Source organism: Streptomyces sp. NPDC091387 (genome assembly GCF_044756945.1).
Taxonomy (GTDB): Bacteria; Actinomycetota; Actinomycetes; order Streptomycetales; family Streptomycetaceae; genus Streptomyces.
Map to the genome: position 1 here is coordinate 69,213 of NZ_JBIVTZ010000012.1, position 24,932 is coordinate 94,144.

Below are 24,932 nucleotides of genomic sequence, written 5' to 3' on the forward strand. Positions count from 1 at the left end.
CGGTCATCGCGGCCGGTCAGGGAAAGGAATCGAGTACTCATGGCGAACACCGAAGCGTCACTGAAGGAAGCGATGACGTCCATCGAGGGCACCGTCGGTGTCGCCCTCGTCGACTACACGAGCGGCATGGCGCTGGGCACCCTCGGCGGCGGCAAGGAATTCAACCTGGAGGTCGCGGCGGCCGGCAACACCGACGTCGTACGCGCCAAGCTCCGCACCATGGAGCACCTGGGCATCCAGGACGAGATCGAGGACATCCTGATCACCCTGGGCACCCAGTACCACCTGATCCGGCTGCTCAAGACCCGTGGCAACAACGGCCTGTTCCTCTACCTGGTGCTGGACGCCGGCCGCGCCAACCTGGCCATGGCCCGCCACCAGCTCAAGAGGATCGAGGCGGAGCTGGAGGTCTGACCGGCCGGTCAGCGGGAGCGCCGCGCCCCACCGGGTGCGGCGTCCCCGGCCACCGGCCCCGTCGTCCGGAACGCCTTGACCGGCTTGCCGGTGGGCCGCCCGCGCTCCACCCAGTCCGTGCGGACCCAGTACAGGGCGTCGTCCCGGCGCTCCCGCTGCCCGATCCGGACGGCCTTGGCCCAGAGCCCGGCCCCGGCCCCCGCGAGCAGCAGCCCGCCCGCCCCGGGAACCGCGAACGCGCTCGCGACGGCCACCAGGAACGCCCCGAGCAGCCACCAGCGGTGCCCGCGGCGCCAGTTGCGTACGGTCACGGCCCGGTCCTGGAGGAAGTCGGTGCGGCCGGCCCGGGTGGCACCCCGGGCGAGCCCGTCGTACCGCTTGCCGCGCGCCAGCGCCACGACGGCCATCGTGACCAGGAACAGCGCCGCCCCGGTCAGCAGTCCGATGCGACGGCCGGTGAGCCCCGGCACCAGTGCCCCGATGGCCGCGGCGAGCAGCCCCGGCCACCACATGGGCGCCGCGCCGGCCCGTACGATCACGGCCACTCTCGCCAACGACTGCGCTCCGCGCCCCACGTCCTTACCCCTCTCCGACGGCCCTGTGCCCGTTCCGTGGGCGCAGATTAGGGGCCGTACATGAGCGAAGTCTGAGAAGCGCGGCCCCGCCCGTGACGGACGGGGCGGCGGCGCGGGCCGCCGCGCGGCTCACTCGACGAACAGGCCCCGCGCCGCCGCCCTCGCGTCGAACTCCTCCAGCCGCGCCTGCGCGTCCGGCAGGGCGTCGCACATGGACTCCAGCAGCACCCGCCCCAGCAGCATCGGCGCACACGCCGTGTCGAAGGCGAGCCCGGTCCCGACGGCGGCCGGGATCAGCAGATCGCTGTGGCCGGCCACCGGGGCGAAGGCGGAGTCCGCGACCGAGACCACGGTCAGCCCCTGTTCCCGCGCGTACGCGAGGGCGTCCACGACCTCCCGGGGGTGACGCGGCAGCGCGAAGCAGATCAGGGCGCTGGCCCCGGCCCGCCGGGCGGCGTCGATCCGGTCGTGCAGCATGCTGCCGCCCTCGTCGAGCACCCGGACGTCGGGGTGGACCTTGGCGGCGAAGTATCCGAAGCCCCGGGCCTGCGAGGAGGCGGCGCGCAGCCCGAGCACGGGCAGCGGGCGCGAGGCGGCGAGCAGGCGTCCGGCCCGCTCGACCGGACCCGGATCGGCGAGCAGCTCGGCGAGGTGGCGCAGGTTCTCGATCTCGGCGTGCACCGCCTGCTGGTACTCGTTGTACGTGTCCTCCCCGGCGCCCGCCGCCGGTCCGGCCGGGGTGACCTCGCGCAGATGTCTGCGCAGCGCGGGGTAGCCGTCGAAGCCGAGCGCCACGGCGAACCGGGTGACGGAGGGCTGGCTCACCCCGGCCAGTTCGGCCAGCTCGACGCTGGACAGGAACGGGGCGTCACCCGCCCTGCGCACCATCGAGTGCGCGATGCGCCGCTGGGTGGGGGTGAGCCTGCGCCCCTCGAACAGCTGCTGCAACCTCGCGGCCGGGCTGCTCCCGCTCATCCTGTCCCCTCGGTAGATCCGTCGCGCCGCGGTCCGGCACCGACGAATCCATTCAGCCAGCAAGCCGTCTGCATGTCCATATGCAGCCGCGCGGTGAGGGAGGACGGCGGCGGCGTCGCCGGGGCGTGCTCCGGCACAAACAGGGGGGTTAGCCCCACTGACCCGCCCGCCCCGGATTCGTACCGTAGGGATATGGACGCACCCGACACCGAGCTCAAGAAGGAGCTCGACGCCACCCTTCAGGCCCGCCGTGAGCTGGGGGCCGAGTACGAGCCCGCGCTCGTCGAGTCGTTCCTCGAGAAGGTCGAGCAGCGGCTCGACGGCACGCTCGACCGGCGGGTCAGGCGCCATCTCGCGGAGCAGCAGATCGTCGTCGCCAGGGGAGCACAGCCGCCGCGGCCCACCGCGGGGCACTTCGGCGAGCAGTACGGATTCGCGATCGTCTCGCTGGTCCTGGCCATCCCGCTGTCGGCCATCGGTGTCGCCAACGCGGGCATTCAGGGGCTGGTCGTGGCCTGGCTCGGGATCGTCGGTGTCAACGCCTTCCAGGTCGCCCGCGGCGGGCGGCTCTTCCGGCGCCGGGACGACGAGCGGCAGAAGTCCGACTGGGAGGAATGAGCGGCCGGGAGGGCCGGGGGTGTATCGCGGGGACCGCCGCACCCCCGGTTTCCCGGAGGTCGGGACGGCGGCGGTCCCCGCGAGGGACGCGGTCCGGGTCAGGGCCGGTCTCGCATCCGGGCGACAGTGGAGGTCCGGGAGCCGCTCCGTAGTCCGTGTCGCCGTATCGGTGCCGGCGGGTCTCCCTGCCGACACCGATCAATCTGCCCGAGCCGTGTTAAGCCGGTGCTGCGGGTACGTGTCGCGCTCGTACCGTTTTCGCGAAGCCCGCGCGCGGGCTTCCCCGCCGGACCCGCTCGCGGCTTCCCCGGCGGGCCCGGCCTGCGGCTTCTTCCCCTGGCCCGCCGCTACGGCTTGGGGGCCGCCGCCGCGTCCTTGGCGAGGAACGCCAGCAGGTCCTGCCGGCTGACCACGCCCTTCGGCTTGCCCTCCACCAGCACGATCGCCGCGTCCGCCGCGCCCGCACCTCCGAGCACCGCCATCAGGTCCTCGACCGGTTCGCCGGAGCCGACCTGCGGCAGCGGCGGCGACATGTGCTTCTCCAGCGGGTCGGAGAGCGAGGCGCGCTGGGCGAAGAGCGCGTTCAGCAGCTCCCGCTCGACGACCGAGCCGATGACCTCTGCGGCCATCACGTCCGGGTGGCCCGCGCCCGGCTTCACGATCGGCATCTGCGAGACGCCGTACTCGCGCAGGACCTCGATCGCCTCGCCGACGGTCTCCTCCGGGTGCATGTGGACGAGGGTCGGGATCGGGCCCTCCTTGTAGTCGAGGACGGCCGCGACGCGTGCGGAGGGACCGGTGCCCTCCAGGAAGCCGTAGTCCGCCATCCACTCGTCGTTGAAGATCTTGCTCAGGTATCCGCGCCCGCTGTCCGGCAGGAGGACAACGACCACGTCGTCCGGCCCCAGCCGCTTCGCGACCTCCAGTGCGCCGACGACCGCCATCCCGCAGGAGCCGCCGACCAGCAGGCCCTCCTCCTTGGCGAGCCGACGGGTCATCTGGAAGGAGTCCTTGTCGGACACGGCGACGATCTCGTCGGTGACCGTCCGGTCGTACGCCGTCGGCCAGAAGTCCTCGCCGACGCCCTCGACCAGGTACGGCCGTCCGGAGCCGCCGGAGTAGACCGAGCCCTCCGGGTCCGCGCCGATGACCTTGACCGCGCCGTCGCTGGCTTCCTTCAGGTAGCGGCCGGTGCCGCTGATCGTGCCGCCGGTGCCGACCCCCGCGACGAAATGGGTGATCTTCCCGTCCGTCTGCTCCCACAGCTCGGGACCGGTGGTCTCGTAGTGGGAGCGCGGGTTGTTGGGGTTGGAGTACTGGTCGGGCTTCCAGGCTCCGGGCGTCTCACGGACCAGCCGGTCGGAGACGTTGTAGTAGGAGTCCGGGTGCTCGGGGTCGACCGCCGTCGGGCAGACGACGACCTCGGCGCCGTAGGCGCGCAGCACGTTGATCTTGTCCGTGGACACCTTGTCCGGGCAGACGAAGATGCACTTGTAGCCCTTCTGCTGCGCGACGATCGCCAGGCCGACGCCCGTGTTGCCGCTCGTCGGCTCGACGATCGTGCCTCCGGGCTGCAGCTCGCCGCTCTGCTCCGCGGCCTCGATCATGCGTAGGGCGATCCGGTCCTTGACCGAACCGCCGGGGTTGAAGTACTCGACCTTGGCCAGGACCGTCGCCTGGATGCCGGCCGTCACACTGCGCAGCCTCACCAGCGGGGTGTTGCCTACGAGGCTGATCATCGAATCGTGGAATTGCACCGTGTACTCCGGGGTCTCCGAGATGGTGCGGCAAGAGTATGCGTACGGGGACCTGATTGGGCGAAGCGATTGAACAACGGCCTCTTGGGGGCAGTTAGCTCTGTGTACGGCGGTGACGACCTCACCCGCGATGGCCGGACGCCGCGGACACCGCGGCGGGAACGGCGGCCGCGGGCGGGGCCGTAAGGCGACGAGGAGGTGGACCGGACTGTGTCGAGAGCGAGGGTGGCACGGCGGATCGCGGCGGGCGCGGCCTACGGCGGCGGCAGCGTCGGGCTGCTGGGCGCCGCGGCGGTAGGGGTCGTGCTGGCGGAGGTCCAGCTGGCGAAGCGGCTGGTGGGCGGCGGCATCGCACCGGTCCCGCCGAGTGCGGACGGGCGGTACGGCGTGGCGTTCGCCGGACCGTCGGACCCGCTGCGGCTGGGGATGCTGGGGGATTCCACCGCGGCCGGGCAGGGCGTGCGGCGGGCCGGGCAGACGCCGGGGGCGCTGGTGGCCTCGGGCCTCGCGGCCGTCTCGGAGCGGCCGGTGGATCTGCGCAACGTCGCGCAGCCGGGAGCCCGGTCGGACGATCTGGAGCGGCAGGTGGCGCTGCTGCTCTCCGATCCGCTCGGGACCCCGGACATCTGCGTGATCATGATCGGGGCGAACGACGTGACGCACCGGATGCCCGCGACCGAGTCGGTGCGCTGTCTGACCGCGGCGGTGCGCAGGCTGCGTACGGCGGGGGCCGAGGTGGTGGTCGGCACCTGTCCGGACCTGGGCACGATCGAGCCGGTCTACCAGCCGCTGCGGTGGCTGGCCCGGCGGGTGAGCCGGCAGCTGGCGGCGGCGCAGACGATCGGTTCGGTGGAGCAGGGCGGGCGCACGGTGTCGCTGGGGGACCTGCTGGGCCCGGAGTTCGAGGCGAACCCGCGGGAGCTGTTCGGCCCGGACAACTACCACCCCTCCGCAGAGGGCTACGCGACGGCCGCGATGGCGCTGTTGCCGACGGTCTGCGCGGTGCTGGGGCTGTGGCCGGAGTCCGATCATCTGGACGGCGCCCGGCGCGAGGACATGCTGCCGGTGGCCAAGGCGGCCTCCCAGGCGGCCAGGGAGGCCGGTACGGAGGTCACCGGGGCTCGGGCGCCCTGGGCGCTCCTCAAGCACCGCAGGCGGCGGCGCCTGCCTGCGGCGACGGAGCCGCACCCGCATCCGCATCCGCACCCGGGTGCGCGCGGGGAGAAGGGCGGCTCCACCCGGGTGGAACGGCGTCCGGGCACCGACACGGGCACCTCGTCCCGGACCGCCTGAACCGACGGACTGAGCGGTCGCTTAGAAAAGAGGCCCGCATCACACGCCCGGCCGGGTGACCTCGGCAGTACGTCCGGGTAACTTCCAGAGCAGTCCAGCCAGACAGCCTTCCAGCCCTCATGGAGCCGCGTGATGCCCGAAGCCGTGATCGTCTCTGCTGCCCGTTCCCCCATCGGCCGGGCCTTCAAGGGCTCGCTGAAGGACCTGCGGTCGGACGACCTGACCGCCACGATCATCCAGACCGCACTGGCCAAGGTCCCCGAGCTGGACCCCAAGGACATCGACGACCTGATGCTCGGCTGCGGCCTCCCCGGCGGCGAGCAGGGCAACAACCTGGGCCGCATCATCGCCGTGCAGATGGGGATGGACCACCTTCCCGGCTGTACGGTCACGCGCTACTGCTCGTCCTCCCTGCAGACCAGCCGCATGGCGCTGCACGCCATCAAGGCCGGCGAGGGCGACGTGTTCATCTCGGCCGGTGTCGAGATGGTGTCCCGGTTCGCCAAGGGCAACTCCGACAGCTGGCCGGACACCCACAACCCGCTGTTCGCCGACGCCGAGGCCCGTACCGCGGCCCGCGCCGAGGAGTCCGGTGCGAGCTGGCACGACCCGCGCGAGGACGGCCTCGTGCCGGACGCGTACATCTCGATGGGGCAGACCGCGGAGAACCTGGCCCGGACCAAGGGCGTCACCCGTCAGGACATGGACGAGTTCGGCGTCCGGTCGCAGAACCTCGCCGAGGAAGCTCTCAAGAACGGCTTCTGGGAGCGCGAGATCACCCCGGTGACGACGCCGGACGGCACGGTGGTCGCCAAGGACGACGGTCCGCGCGCGGGCGTCACCCTGGAGGGCGTGCAGGGCCTGAAGCCGGTCTTCCGCCCCGACGGCCTGGTCACCGCCGGCAACTGCTGCCCGCTCAACGACGGCGCCGCGGCGCTCGTGATCATGTCCGACACCAAGGCGCGCGAGCTGGGCCTGACCCCGCTGGCCCGGATCGTCTCCACCGGCGTCTCCGGCCTCTCCCCCGAGATCATGGGCTACGGACCGGTCGAGGCGAGCAAGCAGGCGCTGAAGCGCGCCGGGCTGGGCATCGACGACATCGACCTGGCCGAGATCAACGAGGCCTTCGCCGCCCAGGTGATCCCGTCCTACCGGGACCTCGGCCTGCCGCTGGACAAGGTCAACGTCAACGGTGGCGCCATCGCCGTCGGCCACCCCTTCGGCATGACCGGCGCGCGGATCACCGGCACGCTGATCAACAGCCTGCAGTTCCACGACAAGCAGTTCGGCCTGGAGACGATGTGCGTGGGCGGCGGCCAGGGCATGGCGATGGTCATCGAGCGGCTGAGCTGAACCGGGACGCGTTCCACCGGGCCCGAGTGCGGGCGGCCTTCCGCTGACCGTCACAGGCCCCGCCCGCCGGGCCCTTCGGGGCCTTTCGGGCCTTCCGGACCGGCCGGCGTGGCCGGTTCCGAGCCCCGAACGTGACCGAATCTCCCCCAGGATGTGACCTATCTCCTGGGGGAGAGTCATTCCCGCAGGTCACACCCACATCAGGGCTAAACCCCAGGCACAAAGACCTGTCCAATTCGTGACGTAATGCACTGACACATGGTGCCGGTACAGGCCAAGCTGATGTAGGAAGTCGGGGGATCGATTGAAACCGGGAGTATGTCAGTGAGCGCCATGCCTCTTGCCCTGTTGCTGACCACCGCCGCTGCCACGGCCGTGGGCGCCGCTGCTCTGCACGCCGCTCACGGGCTGCGCAAGCAGGTATCCGCCCTCCGGAGGGAGCTGGCCGACGACCGCGCCCGTGCCGCCGCCGTCCCCGCCCAGAGCCGTAACGACGCCACACCTGCCGCGGAAATACGCGCGGCGGTCGCCGAGGCGCTGGCCGAGGAGCGCGAGCGCGAGCTCGCCGAGGCCCGCGCCTTCTGGGCCTCGCAGGAGGCGCGCGACGCCGCCGACGCCCCGTCCCTGCTGGGCGGCCTGGCCGGGATCGGCGAGGACGCCCCGTTCTTCATGCCGCGCCAGGCGGACTTCGTCGGCCTGGAGGCGATGGACCTCGACGCCGCGGAGGCGCTGGAGGAGCTGACGGAACTGGCCGAGCTGGCGGACATCGCCGAGCTCCCCGAGATCGCGGAGTTCGCCGAGGACTCCCCCGAACTGGCCGCGGCCCGTCGCCGCCACCCCTCGCACCCCGACTTCGTGCCGGTGCAGACACCCGTTGTCACCGATCACGAGCGTACGGTGAACCGCCTGGAAGAGCTCGCCGACAGCCGTACGGAGCTCTCCGACGTGCGCCCCGGCCCGCTCGGCACCCTGGACGTCTATGTGTTCGCCGACGGCACCACGCTCTGTATGACCCCCGGCCACCGGGAGACGGCCGAGCGTCTGGCCGAGTCGCTGCGGTCCGGTGAGCACCCGGTGCTGCTGGGCGGTTCCGGAGTCTCCGGCGCGTACGCGCTGACGTTCTCCTGCGGCAGGGAGAACGTGTACATACTCGCCGACCGCGTCATCGCGAGCTTCTAGCCCGCGGACCGGTCGTCCGGCACCTCCCCCGGCACAGCGGCCCTTGCCTGCCGCTGCCCAGAACACCCCGCACGCCCCGGACGCCCAGCGCTGCCGCCTCTCGCCCCGTGGCTCAGGCGAACGCCCGCGCGGTCGCTTCCTCGACGAAACGCACGGCCTCGTCCAGCTCCGCCGACGGGGCCATTTCCAGTGCCACGGCCAGATCCCGGCCCGCGACCGCGAGTTGGTCACCGATCGCGAAGATCCCGGCATCCGGCATGGTCCTCGGCTCCCGCTCCGGCGCCTCGATGCGCTGGGCCCGCACCGCCAACCGCCTGGCCACGGCCAGCCCTTCGGCCGCCGCACCCCGCTGCAGCCTGCTCTGCGGGGCGGCACGCAGCCGGTCGGCGAATCGGTCCACGGCGATGATCAGGGGCGTCGTATCGAGCACCCCGCGACCCTACGCGCCTCGCAGGGACTGCTGCCAACGGGCTGACGCCGGGCACGGCGCCGGGAGGCTCAGCCCCCTCAGCAGCCCCGTCCCCGCGGAAACGCGGAACGGCCCGCAGGCTCCGTCGAAGGAGCCTGCGGGCCGTTCACGCGAGATCAACGGACCTGGTGGAAAGCCCGGCTCAGTCGTCGCCGCTGAGGATGGAGAGCAGACGCAGCATCTCCAGGTAGATCCACACCAGGGTCATGGTGAGGCCGAAGGCCGCCAGCCAGGACTCCTCGCGCGGGGCGCCGTACGCGACGCCGTCCTCGACCTGCTTGAAGTCGAGTGCCAGGAAGCACGCGCCGAGGATGATGCCGACGACGCCGAAGAGGATGCCGAGACCACCGCTGCGGAAGCCGAGGCCGTCACCGCCACCGAAGGCGGCGAACAGCAGGTTGACCACCATCAGGAGCATGAACCCCATGGCGGCGGCCATCACGAAGCCGTAGAAGCGGCGGGTGACGCGGATCCAGCGCATCTTGTACGCGAACAGCACACCGGCGAAGACACACATGGTGCCCATCACCGCCTGCATCACGACGCCCGGTCCGATGTACGTGCTGACCGCGCTGGAGATGACCCCGAGGAAGACGCCCTCGAAGGCCGCGTACGCGATGATCAGCGCGGGAACCGGAGTGCGCTTGAAGGACTGGACGAGTGACAGCACGAACGCGATCAGCGCGGCGCCGATCGCGATGCCGTACGACTTGCCGAGGTTGGCCTCGTCGACCGGCAGCAGGGCCCAGGCGACCGCGGCACCTGCCACGACCGTGCCCAGCGTCAGTGCCGTACGGGTGACGACGTCGTCGATCGTCATCACACCGGAACGCGCCGGTGCCTGCGGGGCGCCGAACTGCGCGTCCGGCTGGGCGTACGGGTTGGTGGCGTACGGGTTGGCACCCGCTACTGGGGCCCCGGCCTGCGGTGCCGCGTTGACGTTCGCGTAACCGTTGTCGCGGCTGAAGCCCCGTCGCGAGAAGACCGGGTTGCTGCTCCTCATCTCACTCCTCCATGGCCACCCAGCGCGGCCTTGGGACAAGAGTAATGGGTAGGCAAAACAAACTCCCTAGTGCCAGGGGAGGATCTTTCCCCGGTCGTCGGCCGGGGGCCGGCCCCGCCGGAGCGGGCCCGGGGGCTTCGCCCATGCGGTGCCGCCGCGGCGGCCCGCGCGTCGGATGCCGGGCGTCTACCGCGCCGGACTGCAAGATTCCCGTGGTCAGCGGGCAGCCCGCGCGGATCGTCCGGCGCCTCCCCCGCCAGGTGTGACGCGGCCGCCGAGCCCTGAGCGGCGGGACGTGGGGCCGTGGGGAGCAGCAGAGGCCCAGCACCGCGCACAGGGCGGACGCGGGGTCCGGACCCAGCCCCCGGCCATGAGGACGGCTCCGTGGGCCGCACACGTTCCGAGACCCGGGGCCGCCGGGTGCCGACGCTGCTTCCGTTCGTCTTTTCCAGGACGACCGCCCGCTCCCCTCCCGGTGGGACGCCAGGGACAACCGGCATCCCCGGCTGGGGCTCCTCGGCTGTGGCGCGCAGATCCGGCCCGGCCTCTACTGGCGCTGGCGGGGCTGAACCCACCGCCGTGCCGAACCCCCACCGCCCGGTCAGGAGAACAGGTTCTCCGGGAAGCCGGTCAGAAACATCACCAGCACGAGCGCCATCAGCGCCAGGCCGACGGCCCCCTCGGTCAGGGCCGCGCGTGGGCTGCCGGCCAGCGTGGCGGTGCGCTTGGGGTCGGCGGGGTCGTAGCGCACCGTGACCCGCGCGCCCTCGATGTAGCGCCTGTTGCCGCCGTCGTGGAACTCGACCCACTCCCCGTTCCGCGCGGTGAACGCGAAGACGTGCCAGGTCCGCCGGTCGTTCGACGAGCCGGTCGCCGAGTCGCGCTCGTACACCCGGATGCAGCGCGCCGGAGCGGTGACGCCGGAGCGCGCCCCGCGCAGTTGCCGGGCGGTCCGCCCCAGGGACCTGAGCGCCACCAGGGCGACCACACCGATGAGTACGTACGACGTGTTCATGGCTTCCTTGGTCCGTTGATGCCGTGCCCCGCTCCCCTGGTTCCCCGACTCCTGCTAGCCGTTGCGCAGCCTGTCGGCGAGGAAGCCCACCGCGCAGCCCACCAGCAGAACGACCAGCTGGACCAGGAAGGTGAGGACGGTGAGGTCGCTCCCCTGGGACACGTAGATCACCAGTTGCAGGGCTGCGGCGGGCGCGAACGCGGCGAGGGCGTGCCGTACGCGGGAATCCCGTGACGGCGAGCGGTGCACCGCCGCCGCGGCCCAGGTGCCGAGCGCGATGCAGACAGCGGACGGCAGGTGCAGGAACAGGATGGTACGGGCGGGCGTGGCCACGCTCGACGGGTCGTCGCCCGCCACCCAGTCCCACACGACCACCGCGACGCACAGCTCCGCGATCACGGTCACCAGGATGCCCGCGGCCCACGGCAGCATCAGGTCGAACAGCCGCGGCCGGTCGCCGGCCGGGGCGGGGGCGTACCCGCGGTGTGCGTCAAATCGCGACATTCGACTGCCTCTTCGTCGTCGGCCGGCGCTCGGGCACTACTTCACCTCGATGCTGTCGACGATCTTCGTCCGGTCGGCGTCGCTGAGCTTGCCCGCCTGGGCGTCGATGCGGACGGAGTAGATCTTGCCCTTGGAGTCGACGCCCGTGATGACCACGCCGTTGACCTTGGCGCCCTTCGGGGGCGACTGCGGCACACCGGTACCGGTGTAGCTGAAGTCGATGCGCTTCGCGCCCTTCGCACCCGTGATGCCGGCGTCCTTGGTGTCCTTCACCTCGGTGGTCGCCATGAGGAGCGCCCGGCCGACGGAGGCCGCGTCGTCGCCGTTCGAGGCGTTGGCGAAGCCGCTCTGGATCGACACCTTGACCGTGGGCCGGTCGCCCTCGGTACGGAGGGCCGCGGCGTCGTTGAGCTTGCCGAGCTCCGCCTTGCTCTGCTCGGTGAGGTCGGCCGGGTAGGAGAGCGACACGGTCGGCCCCGACAACTCCTTCCAGCCGCTGGGCGCGGCCGGTGCTTCCTGCTTCTCCGAGCCGCAGGCACTGAGCGTCAGCCCGGCGGTGACGACAGCGGTCGTGACGGCGACGGCCTGCACCGTCCGGCGGAGGGAACGGTAGGTCATGATCACGTCTCCTAGTGCTGGTCGATCAGTTCGCACAGTAGCTGTACGGGACGAAGGAGCGCTGCCCGTTGGTGGGAGCCCCCAGGAACTCGGCCTTCTGCAGGTTCTTCTCGCTCTCGGAGGTGGTGTAGGCGCCGTTGATGCCCGCCACCTCCAGATTGATGTCGAGGCCGATCTCGTCGGACGAGGAGGAACCGTCGTACTCCTGCTTGCTGACCTGCCCGTGCTGGAACGCGTAGTGGCCGAACGGGTCTCCGGGGCCGGGGTCCTTGGTCGGGACCGGAGTGCCGGTGAACAGGTAGTTGAACGCGCTGTTCATGCCCTGCCCGGAGAACATCTGGGCCTTGATGCGGTCGGACTCCGCCTTGGAGAGGTTCTTGTCGTCCAGCGGCACGGTGGTCGTGACGACCTCGGTGGTCGTCCCGCCGCCCTTCTTGTTGCCGTTGACGTCACCCTTGATACCGGCGTTGGCGTCCGCCTTCCCCTCAAGGGTCCGCGTCATCGTGATGCTCTTCACCTTGCCGGTCTTGCTGTCGACCGTGACCGTGATCGCGCCCGCCGCCGAGCCGTTGGCCTCGGCGCCGGCCTTGGCCGGTCCGGCCTCCGCCTTCGCGTACGCACCGCCGGTGGCCTTGGCCTGGTAGGTGTACGCGTCGGTGTTGTTGATGTGGTTCTGCGTCAGGGTGACCTCCTGGGACTCGGAGATCTTGACGCCCGCCTCGATGGTGGCGCCCGGCTTGGGGGCCGGGCTGGTCGTGCCGTCGGGGTTGGTCGTGTCAGGGGCGTTCATCCCGGCGCCGAACTGGAACCCGGCCTGAGCGGCGACTTCCAGGCTCAGCTTCTGGGTGGTGATGTGCTTGTTGCCGAGCCGGTCCTCGATGTTCTTCTTGAGGCGGCTCTCCTTGGCCTTCGGGCCCTTGCCGAACCAGCTGGCGATCTCCGTGCTGCCGCCCACGATCGGGCTGAGGTTGGAGAGCTTGTTCAGCCGGTTGAGCTTCTTGTACTCCTGGAGGTCCTTGCGGAACTGGTCGGCTTCCTTCTGGCTGTCGAACACCCAGGTGTCGCCGGTGGTGACCGTGAGCCCGGCGCCGATCTCGACCTTGTCCTTGCCCACGTCGCCGATCTTGACGCGGGCCTTGGGCTTCTCCGTGCCCTTCACCGAGGCGGCGTCCGTGAAGGTGAGCGAGACCTGCTCGTCCTTGTCGTCGATCTTTCCGTCTTTGTTGACGTCCGTCTTGGCCTTGGAGGTCGTCTCCTCGAAGCCGAACTCGCCGCCGAACTCAATGCCGAGCGTCTCGAAGGAAACGCCCACCTTGCCGCCCTGGGTACCGGACTTCGTGACCGTCGCACAGGTGATGGGCTCGAACTCGGCGTTGGGATCGGCGCCCGCCTCACCGCCCTTGCCCGAGTCGCACCCGGCGCTGCCGCCGCCGATCGATGAGACGAGGCACTGGATCCGCTGGCTGATCTGCCCACCGAGACCGGCCACCGCCATACCGCCGATGAGGGAGACGACGACCAGGATCGTCCCGAGATACTCGAACGCGGTGGCTCCCCGGTCACCCCGCCTGCTGCTGGGTATGGGCTCCCGGTACCTCGTTCGCGGCATGTCGTGTCCTCCCCGTATGGCCTTAGGGCAGGGAGGCTATGAGAGGTGCACCTGGTACGGCACGGGCCCGTGGGCCCAATCCCGGTCCCAATTCGGACACGCCAGTGGGCCAACCGGGCCCGCCCCGCCGACAAAGCGGGCGATGCGTGACGGAAGGCGCCGGGGTGATCAGGCGGCGTGGTGCCGGAGGCCGGCGGGGCCGGCCTCCGACGCCGCCCGGCGGGCCGTCATGCGGCACGGCCCGCCCGGACGGCTCACACGTACGGTCGCGGCTGAGTGCTGCGCGCCGCCATGGCCAGCGACACGATCCACCCCAGCACGGTCCAGCCCAGGAACAGATTCAGGACAAGTACGGAGCCCTTGTTCGGCACTCCTCGGGCGAACGCGACCACAGTCGGCACGAAATAGACGAACAGGATGACGACCAGCCCTAACAGGCCTATCGCACTTCCACCAGAACTCATGTGACCCCCCACAGCGACTGGATGAGGAAGCCCATTCTCCATGCCTGCCGTTGGATGTCCACAGCGCGTTGATCACGATCACCGGAGGGTGACCGGCCCCGGATGCCGTTCCGAAGGCCGTTCCGAAGGCGCCGTCGCCCTCGCCCTCACTCGTCGAGCGCCCGGATTCCGGCACAGAGCAGTCGCACGCTGCGGATGAACTTCTCGTCCTGGTCGCGGCCGGCCGCCGCGGCCACGGTCATCGGGAAGCGACGGTGGAGGGCGGCGACATCCTCGGCGCTGACGTCGAGGGCGGGCGGCTCGCTCTGCTCCTGGAGCACGTACCCCGTGATGTGACTGAACACCGTGTCGCCCGCGATGCCCAGGTGCTCGTCGTGGACACCGGCGTCCTTCAGCGTCCGCAGCGCTCTATGAGGACAGCGCTCCGGTGCTGAGCACCTTCTACGGCTTCGCCCTGGGCGCCGCGGTCCACGCCGTCACCCACCGCACCCCGGACCGCGGCCCCGCCCCGGCCGCAGGCGCGGCACCGGGCGGGGAAGTCCCGCACGAGACAGCCTGATGCGCGGCACGCGACGGCGGAGGATCGCCGGCCGGGATCGTTCCGGGCTCAACCCGGGCACTGCTCGGGCCCAATCCGGGCCGGTTGCGGGCCCGGATTGGGCCCGGCTCAGGCCCCGTTCGAGGTTCCCTCGCCTCGGATCGCGATCAGGCGGTCGGTACATGGCGTGCGTAGTCGGCCGTCTGGAACATCCCAGGGATTCGGGAGACCTCCAGGCCCCGGATCGTCTCGGTGGCCGCGCTCTCCGCCACACCCAGTTCCTGCCGGGCCCGGTGGCCGCCGGCGAGTTGCCGCCGCCACGAGCGGTACTGGGTCTCCAGCCCTGCCAGACGGCCTTTCAGTTCCCCTGTCAGGTCCTCGCGGCCGACCGCACGGGCCCATGCCGCAACGTCCGCGGGGAACGGAGCCTGTTTGCCGTTCTCCAGGCGCGACACCTTGGAGCGCTGCCACCCAAGGGCAGCGGCGACTCCCTTGCCGTCGAGACCGGCAGCGGTACGCAGCTCACGGAGTCGCGCACCGAGGTTGATCCGGGCAGCTTGACAGTCCGTGCTCAGGCTGTGGAACGTACCGCCCCGGCGAAGTCGGCGGCACGGACCGCGTGATGCCATGCCTTGTCGCGTGCCTGGCAGGCCGCGAGTACCTCTGTCGGGTCCTCGGAAATCAAGACCCCTACGGTGGTGTCATCCTCGTCGAAGACGAATCGCATCAGGCTCGGTGCCGTAGCCGGCAGGAAACGCTGCCCCTCGATCTCGCACAGGGTCGGGCAGTCTCCTCCGTCGCCGGTCGTGCCGAGGAACCGCAGTGTCATCTCTGCCTCCATCAGTCTCCGGGGGCGCAGACCACCAGGATGGGTCGAATAGAGGTCAGCCGCGCTGAGATTGCGGCAGATTGCGACCACGCCGGGGACGGCGCCGGTTGCGAGCAATCACCGGGAGCGGAGCCGTCCGAGGAGGAGGCGCATAAGGGGGAATGCGCGGAACAAGCCGCACATAAAGGTCAGCCCGCAAGCGCGCGGTGGTGCCCGGAGCCGGACTCGAACCGGCACGCCCCCGAGGGGCAGCGAGGTTTAAGCTCGCCGTGTCTGCATTCCACCATCCGGGCTTGGCGCGCGGCTCCGCGTTGGCACATGACCCTATCCGGGGGGCTCCCCCGATCAGCTGAACAGTGGCTCGATGTTGTCTTATTTTATTGACCGTTTGAGGGTGCGTCAGCACACCCGCGAGGCGTAGGCGCACCCTTTGCGGGGTTGTGGGCGCAGCGACCGGCAATCCGAATTGACGTGAATTCGCCGCACCCACACAGCCGATTCGCCAGGGGCACGCCACGGATCGCCAGGGGCGCGCCACCCCTATCGGGTGACGGTGTCGTTCACGCAGCGCAACACCGGGTGCCGGCCCAGGGCCTCCGGGTCCTTCAGGGCCGCTCCTGTGATCATGAACACGGTGCTCTCCCCCGGGAGCAGGGTGACGAGCATGGCGTCCACCTCGGCCGCCGGGTCCAGTCGGTCGGGGAAGAGCGCGAGGTCCCCGGCAGCGGGACGCGGGTGACCGAGCGCGCGGCCGTGCTCGCCCCCACCTCCTCTTCGGCCAGGACCGCGCCGTCCAGGGCGTGGGGGCGTCGTTGACGAGGCGGACGGCGCCGTCGCGGACGGCGATCAGGCGGTCCGCGTAGACGGCCCGCAGGGCGTACCAGAGGGGTTTGCGGCGGCCGTCGCCGTCGACGGCGGCCCAGGAGACGACCGGCCAGCAGTCGTTGAGCTGCCAGAGGACCGTGCCCATGCAGTACGGGGTGTGGGAGCGGAAGTGGCGGATGCCGAAGGCGACGGCGCGGGCCTGGGTGAGCTGGGTGAGCCAGTGCCAGTCGTCGAAGTCCGCGCCGGGCGGCGGCAGGTGGTCGCCCAGGCCCCGGAGCAGTTTGGCGTTGCCGTCCTCGGCCTTCTGGTGGTGGGCGAGGAGCGGGGCGTCGGGGGCGAGGGGTCCGCTGACGGCGCGGCGCAGGGTCGCGTACGCGGGCGGGCCCTGGAAGCCGAACTCGGCGACGAAAGCGCGGTACCCGGTCGGCGTACGCCGCGTAGTCGGCCCGGTTCCACACGTCCCAGATGTGGATGGTGCCGTGGGCCGGGTCCTGCGGGTGGACGTCCTCGGTGCCCGAACAGGTCGGTGGTGGCGGGTGCCCCGCCCTCGTGGAAGGCGCAGCGCTCCAGCGGTTCGGGCGGGTTCCACGGGGTGTTCAGGCGGGGCACGGCGGCCGGCAAGATGCGGGTGTAGGGGTGCAGCGGGTTGCCGAACACCTTCTGGGTGTCGCCGCGTTCCACCACCCGGCCGCGGCGCAGCACCACGGTGCGTTCGGCGAGGTAGGTGCCGAGGGCCAGGTCGTGGGTGATGTAGAGGACGCCCAGTCCGCGTTCCTTGAGGGCGGCCAGGAGGTTGAGGACGTCGATGCGGGTGGAGGCGTCGAGCATGCTGGTGATCTCGTCGGCGACCAGGAAACTCAGGTCGAGCAGGAGGGCGCGGGCGATGAGGAGGCGTTGCAGCTGGCCGCCGCTGAGCTGGTGCGGGTAGCGGCCGAGTACCTGTCCGGGGCCCAGGCGGACGTCCCGTACGGCCTTCTCCACGCGGTCGGCCCACTGCGTGTCGGGCACACCGGGGTGGTAGGCGCGGCGGATCAGGTCGAAGACGCGGTCGGCCCGGAAGACCGGGTTGTAGCAGGAGAAGGGGTCCTGGAAGACGCCCTGGACCCGGCGGTAGAAGTCCTTTCCCGGGCGGACCGGCCGGCCGTCCAGGGTGAGGCTGCCGCCGCTGACCCCGGTGAGGCCGAGGATCATCCGGCCGATCGTGGACTTCCCGCTGCCGCTCTCCCCGATGAGGGAGACGACCTCGCCGGGTGCGGCGGTGAACGACACCCGGTCGACGGCGGTGACGGAGCCGCCGCCGAAGGCTCCGGCGCGGTAGGTCTTTGCGAGGTCGCATGCCCAGGCACCGCCCCACGATCGCCGATATCGCACACCGCGCCGGCGTCTCCAAGGTCGCGGTGTCCTACGCGCTGAACGACCGGCCCGGCGTCTCCCCCGCGACCCGCGGATCGAGGGCATCGCCGAACTGGGCCTGCCGGCCGTGGTGATCGGCCATCCCTCGGCGGCCGGCCCGCTCACCTCCGTGTGGTCGGACGACGCGGCGGCGGTCCGCGACACCCTCACGTATCTGACCGCGCTGGGGCACCGGTCGGTCGCCCGGGTCGCGGGGCTGCCCGAGCTGAACCGCACGGGGCTGCGCGACCGGGCCCAGCGCGAGGTCTGCGCCGAACTCGGTCTCGGTGAGCCGGTGATCGTCCACACCGACTACTCCGGCGAGGACGGGGCTCATGCCGCCCGACGGCTGATCAGCTCCCCCGAGCGGCCGGCCGCGGTCATCTACGACAACGACATCATGGCCGTCGCCGGGCTCTCGGTCGCCCAGGAGATGGGGCTGGACGTGCCCGGTGACCTCTCCCTGGTCGCCTGGGGCGACTCCCAGCTCTCCCGGGTGGTCAGGCCGCCGCTGACCGCGCTGAGCCGCGACAGCCCGGCGTACGGGAGCCACGCGGCCCGCACCCTGCTGGCCCTGGTCACCGACGGCGCGGCGGAGGGGGTCGAGGACGCGGCGGCCCGGCTGGTCCCACGCGGGTCGACGGCCGCGCCGAGGTAGGTGTTCTGTCCCGGGAGGGCGTCACTCCTCTCAGGGGCGGTGTCATACCGCAGGAGGACGTGAGGACCCCGCGGTGCGACTCAAGGCGGCCTCCGGAACGGGCACCGGGACTGACGATCCGTGGCGAAGCGGCGGAGACGATGGAGCTGTGCCATCGCGAAGGGCGCTGCCCCCCGGCGGCGCCTTCCCTCCGGCCCCGGAGCGAAGGCCCTTCCCTCCCGTACCAACCCGACCCTGGAGTCTCCCGTGACCACCATGACCACCGCTCACCGCGCCACCGCGGTGGCTGCCCGCGCCACGGAACTGTCGAAGGTCTACGGAGAGGGCGAGACCAAGGTGACCGCGCTGGACCGGGTCACCGTGGACTTCCCGCAGGGCGAGTTCACCGCGATCATGGGCCCGTCGGGTTCCGGCAAGTCCACGCTGATGCACTGCGTGGCCGGTCTCGACAGCTTCAGCAGCGGTTCGGTCCGGATCGGCGAGACGGAGCTGGGGTCCCTCAAGGACAAGCAGCTCACCCAGCTGCGACGGGACAAGATCGGTTTCATCTTCCAGGCGTTCAACCTGCTGCCGACGCTGACGGCGCTGGAGAACATCACGCTGCCGATGGACATCGCCGGCCGCAAGCCCGACCAGGACTGGCTGCACAAGGTCATCGAGATGGTGGGCCTCTCCGACCGGCTGAAGCACCGGCCCACCGAGCTCTCCGGCGGCCAGCAGCAGCGCGTCGCGGTGGCCCGCGCCCTGGCCTCGCAGCCGGAGATCATCTTCGGTGACGAGCCGACCGGGAACCTGGACTCGCGCTCCGGCGCCGAGGTCCTCGGCTTCCTGCGCAACTCGGTGCGCGAGCTGGGCCAGACCGTGGTCATGGTGACCCACGACCCGGCGGCCGCCTCCTACGCGGACCGGGTGATCTTCCTCGCGGACGGGGCGATCGTGGACCAGATGATGCACCCCACCGCGGACGGGGTGCTGGACCGGATGAAGGCGTTCGACGCCAAGGGCCGCACCAGCTGAGCCCCTGGCCCCTCCCCGGGCCCCGACGCCGCACCGCCCCGCACCACCTCGTGCCGCGCGGCGGCCGAACCCTGCCCTTTCCGGAACCCCTCCCCTCCCAGGACTGACAGACATGTTCCGTACCGCCCTGCGCAATGTGCTCGCGCACAAGGCCAGGCTGCTGATGACCGTCCTCGCCGTGATGCTCGGCGTGGCCTTCGTCTCCGGCACCCTGGTCTTCACCGACACCCTCGGAAACGCCTTCCGCAACCAGTCGGCGAAGAGCTACGACGACGTCGCCGTCGCGGTCACCACCTACGCCGGCCCGCACGACCCCGACTCACACGGCGTCGACACCGCCACCCTGAAGAAGATCCGGGCCCTGGACGGGGTGGAGAGCGCCACCGGCCGGGTCTCCGGCTTCGCCGGGGTCGCCGACCCGGACGGCAAGCTGATCGGCAACGGCTGGTCCAACACCGGTGCCAACTTCTCCCCCGGCAAGGGCGGCGAGGACGCGCAGTACGCCTTCACCGACGGCACCGGGCCGACCGCGGACGGCCGGATCGCCCTCGACGCGGACACCGCCGAGAAGGGCGAGTACAAGGTCGGCGACAAGGTCCGGGTCGCCACGAACGGGCCGGTGAAGGAGTACACCCTGTCCGGGGTCTTCACCACGGAGGACGGCGCGGTCAACGCCGGCGGCAGCCTGGTGCTCTTCGACACCGAGGTCGCCCAGAAGCTGTTCCTCAGGCCGGGCGAGTTCCAGGACGTCTCCGTCACCGCCGCGGCCGGCGCCTCCGACCAGCAACTGCTGACCGCGGTGAAGCCGCTGCTGCCCAAGGACGCCGAGGTCAGCACCGGCAAGGCGCGCGCCGATGAGCAGGCCAAGCAGATCGAGAACAGCCTGAGCAGCCTCAACAAGCTGCTGCTCGGCTTCGCGGGCATCGCCCTCTTCGTCGGCATCTTCCTGATCGCCAACACCTTCACCATGCTGGTCGCCCAGCGCACCAAGGAGCTGGCGCTCATGCGCGCCGTCGGCGCCTCGCGCCGCCAGGTCAAGCGCTCGGTGCTGCTCGAAGCCGCCGTGGTCGGCCTGATCGCGTCCGTCATCGGATTCGCGCTGGGCCTCGGTCTCGCGACCGGGCTGCGCTCCGCGATGAGCCTGATCGGCGGCAAGATCCCGGCCGGTCCGCTGGTGGTCTCCCCGACCACCGTCGCCGCCGCCTTCGGTGTCGGCGTCCTGATCACCGTGCTGGCCGCCTGGCTGCCCGCCCGCCGGGCCGCGAAGATCCCGCCGGTCGCGGCGATGAACAGCATGTACTCCGCGGCCACCGTGAAGTCCCTGGTGGTACGGAACTCGATCGGCGCCGTCATCACCCTGCTCGGCGCGGCGGCGGTCGTCGCCGGTGCGGCGCAGTCCGGGAACACGGCCCAGGCCGTCATCGCGGCCGGTGCCTTCCTGGCACTGATCGGCATCATCATACTCATCCCGCTGCTGTCCCGCCCGGTGATCGCGCTGGTCCGCCCGCTGCTCCAGCGGCTGTTCGGGGTCTCCGGCAAGCTCGCCGCGCAGAACGCGGTCCGCAACCCGCGGCGCACCGGTGCCACCGCCTCCGCGCTGGCGATCGGCCTCACCCTCGTCACCGGCATCTCGGTCCTCGGCGTCACCCTCGGCCAGGCGGTCGACCGGATGACGACGGACAACATCAAGGCCGACTACATGGTGTCGATGGCGAGCGGGGACTCGCTCGACGAGTCGGCGCTCACCGCCCTGAAGAAGGCCGACGGCGTCACCGCGGTCTCGCCCCAGCAGGCCGTCTGGCTGACGGTCGGCAAGGCCGGTCTCTCGGCGTCCGGCGTGTCACCCGGCGATGTGCAGAAGGTCTTCAACGTCGACACCCTCTCGGGCTCGATGGACTCCCTGGGCAGCGGAGAGATCGCCGTCTCGGAGAAGACCGCGAAGTCGAACGGCTGGAAGACCGGGGACACCCTCCCGGTCACCTACGAGGACGACAAGAAGGAGAACCTGAAGGTCGGCGCGCTCTACAAGGACAACGAGTTCCTCTCGCAGGCGCTGATCCCCCGCGAGAAGGTGGCCCCGCACGAGGAGCGTGCCGACATCCGCGAGATCTGGGTGAAGACGGACGGCGGCGCGAGCGCGGCCAACGAGAAGTCCGTGGTGAACGCGCTGGGCGACAATCCCGGCATGAGCATCATGGACCGCCAGGACATCCGGGACATGTTCGGCGGCACCATCAACCTGATGATGAACATCATGTACGGGCTCCTGGCGATGGCCCTGATCATCGCGGTGCTCGGGGTCGTCAACACGCTGGCCATGTCGGTCTTCGAGCGCCAGCAGGAGATCGGCATGCTGCGGGCGATCGGCCTGGACCGGCGCAAGGTCAAGCGCATGATCCGGCTGGAGGCCGTGGTCATCTCACTGTTCGGTGCGGTGGTCGGCATCGGGCTCGGCCTGTTCCTCGGCTGGGCGATCGGTCAGGCCGCGTCGTCCGGGATCCCGGACTACGCCCTGGTCGTGCCGTGGGGCCGGATCGCGCTCTTCCTGCTGCTGGCCGGGCTGGTGGGGGTGCTGGCCGCGATGTGGCCGGCCCGCAGCGCCGCCAAGCTCAACATGCTCACGGCCATCAAGACCGAGTAGCACCGGACGTGACACGGCAGAGGGCCGGTACCCGCGGTGGCGGGTACCGGCCCTCTGCCGTGTCACGTCCGGCTCAGCCGGTCGCGGACGCCTTCCAGTCGCGGGCGCGCAACGGCATCCGGGCGGAACCGGCAGCCGCCGGCCGAACCGCCAGGATCTGGTTGACGCCGATCTTGTTGTGCTCGAAGGAGAGCGCGGAGGCGGCCATGTAGAGCCGCCAGACCCTGGCCCGGCCCGGCGAGGTCATCTTGACCGCGAGGTTCCAGTCCTTCTCCAGGTTGGCGACCCAGCGGCGCAGGGTCAGTGCGTAGTGCTCGCGGAGCGACTCGACGTCGCGGGCCTCGAAACCGGCTTCCTCGAGGGTCGCGACGGTCCGGCCCAGCGGGGCCAGCTCACCGTCCGGGAAGACATAGGCGTCGATGAACTCGTCCACGTGGTACGCGGACTCGTCCTTCTCCGGGCGACGGGCGATCTGGTGGTTGAGGAGGCGCCCGCCGGGCTTGAGGAGTGCGTAGACGTCGTCGGCGTACTCGCGGTAGCGGACGGAGCCGACGTGTTCTGCCATACCGATGGAGGAGATGGCGTCGTACGGGCCGTCCCTGACGTCACGGTAGTCCTGGACCCGGATCTCGATCCGGTCGGTCAGGCCCTCTTCGGCGATGCGCTTCCTGGCGAAGGCGGCCTGTTCGGTGGAGAGGGTCACACCGGTGACCCGGGCGCCGTACTCGCGGGCCGCGTGGATGGCCATGGAGCCCCAGCCGCAGCCGACGTCCAGGAGGCGGTCCCCCTCCTTCAGCGCGAGCTTGCGGCAGACCAGGTCGAGCTTGTCGCGCTGGGCGTCCTCCAGGTTCCCGCCGTCCTCCCAGTAGGCGCAGGAGTAGACCATGGACGGGCCGAGGACCAGTTCGTAGAAGTCATTGCCCACGTCGTAGTGGTGGCTGATGGCCTCCTTGTCGCGGCGCTTGGTGTGCAGGGCACCGGTGCGGCGGCGTACCTCCTCCGGTGGAGGAGGGGGCGGCGGCCAGGGTCCGGCCAGTTGCAGCAGCCCCTTGGCCGCTGCGCGCACCTTCGGGTCGCGGACCGGGTGGACGCTGTCCTTCGCGTCCGCACCGCGGTCCCAGATCAGCCCGGCCACCAGATCCAGGGCCTCGTACAGATCGCCCTCGATGTCGAGCTCCCCGGCCACCCAGGCGCGGGCGAGGCCCAGTTCGCCCGGTTTCCACAGCAGCCGGCGCAGGGCGCGACGGTTTCTGAGGACGAGGGCGGGAGCATCGGGCGGTCCGGATTCGCTGCCGTCCCAGGCCCGGATGCGGACCGGTAGGGGTTCTCCCAGCAACTCCTGGGCGAGAGCGGTCAGCCGCAACGCGGCGTCTGCCATGGCGCACACCTCCGTGATGGTGTTTCCCAACGTGCCCAGACATGCCCACACATGTCTCGGACCACGCCCCGGCACCCTGTGGCGCCGCGGCGAGGTACACCCCCCTCAACAGTTTCCGGCGGCCGGGCCATCCCGCTACCGCGCAATGGATCGGCAAAATACCTGTACGGACCACGCATCCGCCGGGCCGCTGGCCCCGGTCGCCCTGTACCGTGCCCCGCCCCGCGCCGCGCCGATACGCCGAAGGGGCCGCCCGCACCACGGATGGCGGACGGCCCCTTCGGGGTTGTGCGACTGCTCTGCGCGGATACGGGTATCCGCGGGCGGACCGGGAGGTGCTGGCCTCCGGTCCCGGGTGCGCTAGGAGGCCTTGGCCTTCTCGCCCACCGGCTGGGCGGCGGCGGGGGCCGGAGCCGGCTTGGCGGCCTCGTAGAACTCCTCGCGCGGCGTCTCCATGGCGCCGAGCGAGACGACCTCGCGCTTGAGGAACATCGCGAGGGTCCAGTCGGCGAAGATCCGGATCTTGCGGTTCCAGGTCGGCATCGCCATGCCGTGGTAGCCACGGTGCATGTACCAGGCGAGGCGGCCCTTGAACTTGATCTTCATCTTGCCGACGACGATCATCGCGACGCCCTTGTGCAGGCCCAGACCGGCGACCGCGCCCTTGTTGGCGTGGCTGTAGTCGGCCTGCGGGAAGCCGCGCATCCCGGAGATGACGTTGTCACCGAGGACCTTGGCCTGACGCAGTGCGTGCTGGGCGTTCGGCGGGCACCAGGCGTTCGGGTTGCCGGCCTTGCGGCCGACCAGGTCCGGAACCTGGGCGTTGTCGCCCGCGGCCCAGATGTAGTCGGTGCCCTGCACCTGGAGCTTCTCGGAGGTGTCCACGTGACCGCGCGGACCGAGCGGCAGGCCGAAGCGGGCCAGCGCCGGGTTCGGCTTCACGCCGGCCGTCCACACGATGGTGTTGGAGTCGACCTCCAGGCCGTTCTTCAGCACCACGTGACCGTCGACGCAGGAGTCCATGGAGGTCGAGAGGAAGACCTCGACACCGCGGGACTCCAGGTGCTCCCGGCCCCAGGTGCCCAGCTTCGGGCCGACCTCGGGAAGGATCTTGTCGGCGGCGTCGACGAGCACGAAGCGCATGTCCTCGCGCTTCACGTTCGTGTAGTACTTCGCCGCGTCGCGGGCCATGTCCTCGACCTCGCCGATGGTCTCCGCACCGGCGAACCCGCCGCCCACGAAGACGAAGGTGAGCGCCCTGCGGCGGACATCCTCATCGGTCGTCGAGTCAGCCTTGTCCAGCTGCTCCAGAACGTGGTTGCGCAGGCCGATGGCCTCCTCGATGCCCTTCATACCGATGCCCTGTTCGGCCAGGCCGGGGATCGGGAAGGTGCGCGAGACGGCGCCCATCGCGATGACCAGGTAGTCGAAGGGCAGCTCGTAGGCCTCGCCGACGAGCGGCGCGACCGTGGCGACCTTGCGGTCCTGGTCAATGGTCGTGACGCGGCCGGTGAGGACCTCGGCCTTCGGCAGCACGCGTCGCAGCGGGACGACGACGTGCCGGGGCGAGATGCTGCCGGCAGCAGCTTCGGGGAGGAAGGGCTGGTAGGTCATGTACGACCGGGGGTCGACGACCGTGACGGTCGCCTCTCCGTAGCGCATCTTCTTCAGGATGCGCCGAGCTGCGTACAGGCCTACGTACCCACCCCCTACTACGAGGATCCTGGGACGCTCCGTGGTGCTCATGCCATCGAGTATCCACCCCACCCGGGGGGCGAGCTCGTGAGCCCCTTCACAAGGTATGGCCC

24 protein-coding genes, 1 tRNA gene and 3 pseudogenes are annotated in these 24,932 nt (G+C 70.9%); 10 read left to right on the forward strand and 18 right to left on the reverse strand.

Translation table 11 applies throughout. The features are described from left to right. The first annotated feature begins 39 nt into the window (after positions 1 to 39). Positions 40 to 414: a hypothetical protein gene (locus ACIQM0_RS24880; RefSeq protein WP_363023864.1), complete on the forward strand. Its 375-nt coding sequence runs from the start codon at positions 40 to 42 to the stop codon at positions 412 to 414. Positions 415 to 422: 8 nt separating this feature from the next. Here the strand turns inward: ACIQM0_RS24880 and ACIQM0_RS24885 are convergent, their stop codons facing one another. After that, positions 423 to 959 (reverse strand): hypothetical protein, encoded by a 537-nt coding sequence (locus ACIQM0_RS24885; RefSeq protein WP_401290353.1) that lies wholly within the window; start codon positions 957 to 959, stop codon positions 423 to 425. Positions 960 to 1,118: 159 nt separating this feature from the next. Next, positions 1,119 to 1,964, reverse strand: coding sequence for a MurR/RpiR family transcriptional regulator (locus ACIQM0_RS24890; protein WP_363023865.1), 846 nt, complete (start codon positions 1,962 to 1,964; stop codon positions 1,119 to 1,121). A 192-nt stretch (positions 1,965 to 2,156) separates the two neighbouring features. On the opposite strand from ACIQM0_RS24890, the gene ACIQM0_RS24895 reads away from it, so the two are divergent. Beyond that, entirely contained in the window at positions 2,157 to 2,582 is a 426-nt protein-coding gene (locus ACIQM0_RS24895; protein ID WP_401290356.1) for a hypothetical protein, read from the forward strand. A 347-nt stretch (positions 2,583 to 2,929) separates the two neighbouring features. On the opposite strand, the gene ACIQM0_RS24900 is transcribed toward ACIQM0_RS24895, so the two are convergent. Continuing rightward, a complete protein-coding gene (locus ACIQM0_RS24900; RefSeq protein WP_401290359.1) occupies positions 2,930 to 4,339 on the reverse strand; it encodes a cystathionine beta-synthase in 1,410 nt (469 codons plus the stop codon). 225 nt (positions 4,340 to 4,564) lie between these two features. Here ACIQM0_RS24900 and ACIQM0_RS24905 point away from each other — a divergent pair, with 225 nt between their 5' ends. The 3 genes from ACIQM0_RS24905 to ACIQM0_RS24915 all read left to right on the forward strand — a co-directional run bounded on the left by ACIQM0_RS24905 (position 4,565) and on the right by ACIQM0_RS24915 (position 8,164). Beyond that, positions 4,565 to 5,632, forward strand: a complete 1,068-nt coding sequence (locus tag ACIQM0_RS24905) for an SGNH/GDSL hydrolase family protein (RefSeq protein ID WP_401290839.1) — start codon at positions 4,565 to 4,567, stop codon at positions 5,630 to 5,632. Between the two features lie 132 nt (positions 5,633 to 5,764). Next, positions 5,765 to 6,985 carry an acetyl-CoA C-acetyltransferase gene (locus ACIQM0_RS24910; protein WP_363023869.1) on the forward strand — a complete coding sequence of 407 codons (1,221 nt, stop codon included), beginning with the start codon at positions 5,765 to 5,767 and terminating at the stop codon, positions 6,983 to 6,985. Positions 6,986 to 7,303: 318 nt separating this feature from the next. Next, a complete protein-coding gene (locus tag ACIQM0_RS24915) occupies positions 7,304 to 8,164 on the forward strand; it encodes a hypothetical protein (protein WP_385354163.1) in 861 nt (286 codons plus the stop codon). A 112-nt stretch (positions 8,165 to 8,276) separates the two neighbouring features. Here ACIQM0_RS24915 and ACIQM0_RS24920 read toward each other — a convergent pair whose 3' ends face one another. The 8 genes from ACIQM0_RS24920 to ACIQM0_RS24955 all read right to left on the reverse strand — a co-directional run bounded on the left by ACIQM0_RS24920 (position 8,277) and on the right by ACIQM0_RS24955 (position 14,250). Next, positions 8,277 to 8,594: a hypothetical protein gene (locus ACIQM0_RS24920; protein ID WP_401290362.1), complete on the reverse strand. Its 318-nt coding sequence runs from the start codon at positions 8,592 to 8,594 to the stop codon at positions 8,277 to 8,279. Between the two features lie 181 nt (positions 8,595 to 8,775). Continuing rightward, on the reverse strand, positions 8,776 to 9,636 hold the full coding sequence (locus ACIQM0_RS24925; protein ID WP_363023874.1) for a Bax inhibitor-1/YccA family protein: 861 nt from the start codon (positions 9,634 to 9,636) through the stop codon (positions 8,776 to 8,778). A 601-nt stretch (positions 9,637 to 10,237) separates the two neighbouring features. Beyond that, a complete protein-coding gene (locus ACIQM0_RS24930) occupies positions 10,238 to 10,651 on the reverse strand; it encodes a DUF3592 domain-containing protein (protein ID WP_401290365.1) in 414 nt (137 codons plus the stop codon). 54 nt (positions 10,652 to 10,705) lie between these two features. Continuing rightward, positions 10,706 to 11,155, reverse strand: coding sequence for a hypothetical protein (locus ACIQM0_RS24935; protein WP_401290368.1), 450 nt, complete (start codon positions 11,153 to 11,155; stop codon positions 10,706 to 10,708). A 36-nt stretch (positions 11,156 to 11,191) separates the two neighbouring features. After that, positions 11,192 to 11,773, reverse strand: a complete 582-nt coding sequence (locus tag ACIQM0_RS24940; RefSeq protein ID WP_401290370.1) for a hypothetical protein — start codon at positions 11,771 to 11,773, stop codon at positions 11,192 to 11,194. A gap of 25 nt (positions 11,774 to 11,798) precedes the next feature. Then, positions 11,799 to 13,382 (reverse strand): hypothetical protein, encoded by a 1,584-nt coding sequence (locus ACIQM0_RS24945; RefSeq protein WP_401290373.1) that lies wholly within the window; start codon positions 13,380 to 13,382, stop codon positions 11,799 to 11,801. A 254-nt stretch (positions 13,383 to 13,636) separates the two neighbouring features. Beyond that, a complete protein-coding gene (locus ACIQM0_RS24950) occupies positions 13,637 to 13,783 on the reverse strand; it encodes a superinfection immunity protein (RefSeq protein WP_401290376.1) in 147 nt (48 codons plus the stop codon). A gap of 209 nt (positions 13,784 to 13,992) precedes the next feature. Then, positions 13,993 to 14,250, reverse strand: coding sequence for a TetR/AcrR family transcriptional regulator C-terminal domain-containing protein (locus ACIQM0_RS24955; RefSeq protein ID WP_401290841.1), 258 nt, complete (start codon positions 14,248 to 14,250; stop codon positions 13,993 to 13,995). A gap of 23 nt (positions 14,251 to 14,273) precedes the next feature. On the opposite strand from ACIQM0_RS24955, the gene ACIQM0_RS24960 reads away from it, so the two are divergent. After that, positions 14,274 to 14,405, forward strand: a complete 132-nt coding sequence (locus tag ACIQM0_RS24960) for a hypothetical protein (protein ID WP_401290379.1) — start codon at positions 14,274 to 14,276, stop codon at positions 14,403 to 14,405. Between the two features lie 161 nt (positions 14,406 to 14,566). Here the strand turns inward: ACIQM0_RS24960 and ACIQM0_RS24965 are convergent. The 5 genes and pseudogenes from ACIQM0_RS24965 to ACIQM0_RS24985 form a co-directional block, all read right to left on the reverse strand. After that, positions 14,567 to 14,959, reverse strand: a pseudogene (locus ACIQM0_RS24965) (helix-turn-helix domain-containing protein); the annotation flags it as partial. Continuing rightward, on the reverse strand, positions 14,956 to 15,213 hold the full coding sequence (locus ACIQM0_RS24970; RefSeq protein ID WP_401290382.1) for a DUF6879 family protein: 258 nt from the start codon (positions 15,211 to 15,213) through the stop codon (positions 14,956 to 14,958). The gene ACIQM0_RS24970 and the pseudogene ACIQM0_RS24965, both read right to left, overlap by 4 nt. 207 nt (positions 15,214 to 15,420) lie before the next feature. Next, a tRNA-Leu gene (locus ACIQM0_RS24975) sits at positions 15,421 to 15,506 on the reverse strand. A 247-nt stretch (positions 15,507 to 15,753) separates the two neighbouring features. Further along, positions 15,754 to 16,571, reverse strand: a pseudogene (locus ACIQM0_RS24980) (glycoside hydrolase family 2 protein); the annotation flags it as partial. Positions 16,572 to 16,665: 94 nt separating this feature from the next. After that, positions 16,666 to 17,409: pseudogene (locus tag ACIQM0_RS24985) on the reverse strand (ATP-binding cassette domain-containing protein); the annotation flags it as partial. Between ACIQM0_RS24985 and ACIQM0_RS24990 the strand changes: the two are divergent. The 4 genes from ACIQM0_RS24990 (at position 17,373) to ACIQM0_RS25005 (ending at position 21,746) form a co-directional block, all read left to right on the forward strand. Further along, positions 17,373 to 17,525: a LacI family DNA-binding transcriptional regulator gene (locus ACIQM0_RS24990; RefSeq protein WP_401290384.1), complete on the forward strand. Its 153-nt coding sequence runs from the start codon at positions 17,373 to 17,375 to the stop codon at positions 17,523 to 17,525. The pseudogene ACIQM0_RS24985 and the gene ACIQM0_RS24990 overlap by 37 nt on opposite strands. Further along, on the forward strand, positions 17,519 to 18,088 hold the full coding sequence (locus ACIQM0_RS24995) for a LacI family DNA-binding transcriptional regulator (RefSeq protein WP_401290387.1): 570 nt from the start codon (positions 17,519 to 17,521) through the stop codon (positions 18,086 to 18,088). The genes ACIQM0_RS24990 and ACIQM0_RS24995 overlap by 7 nt, the downstream gene beginning before the upstream one ends. Before the next feature lie 246 nt (positions 18,089 to 18,334). Further along, positions 18,335 to 19,105 (forward strand): ABC transporter ATP-binding protein, encoded by a 771-nt coding sequence (locus ACIQM0_RS25000; RefSeq protein ID WP_024491442.1) that lies wholly within the window; start codon positions 18,335 to 18,337, stop codon positions 19,103 to 19,105. Between the two features lie 112 nt (positions 19,106 to 19,217). Then, positions 19,218 to 21,746, forward strand: a complete 2,529-nt coding sequence (locus ACIQM0_RS25005) for an ABC transporter permease (protein WP_401290391.1) — start codon at positions 19,218 to 19,220, stop codon at positions 21,744 to 21,746. Positions 21,747 to 21,819: 73 nt separating this feature from the next. Here the strand turns inward: ACIQM0_RS25005 and ACIQM0_RS25010 are convergent, their stop codons facing one another. Next, positions 21,820 to 23,124, reverse strand: a complete 1,305-nt coding sequence (locus tag ACIQM0_RS25010) for a class I SAM-dependent methyltransferase (protein ID WP_401290394.1) — start codon at positions 23,122 to 23,124, stop codon at positions 21,820 to 21,822. A 360-nt stretch (positions 23,125 to 23,484) separates the two neighbouring features. Continuing rightward, on the reverse strand, positions 23,485 to 24,870 hold the full coding sequence (locus ACIQM0_RS25015; protein WP_123459753.1) for an NAD(P)/FAD-dependent oxidoreductase: 1,386 nt from the start codon (positions 24,868 to 24,870) through the stop codon (positions 23,485 to 23,487). Positions 24,871 to 24,932: the final 62 nt, after the last annotated feature.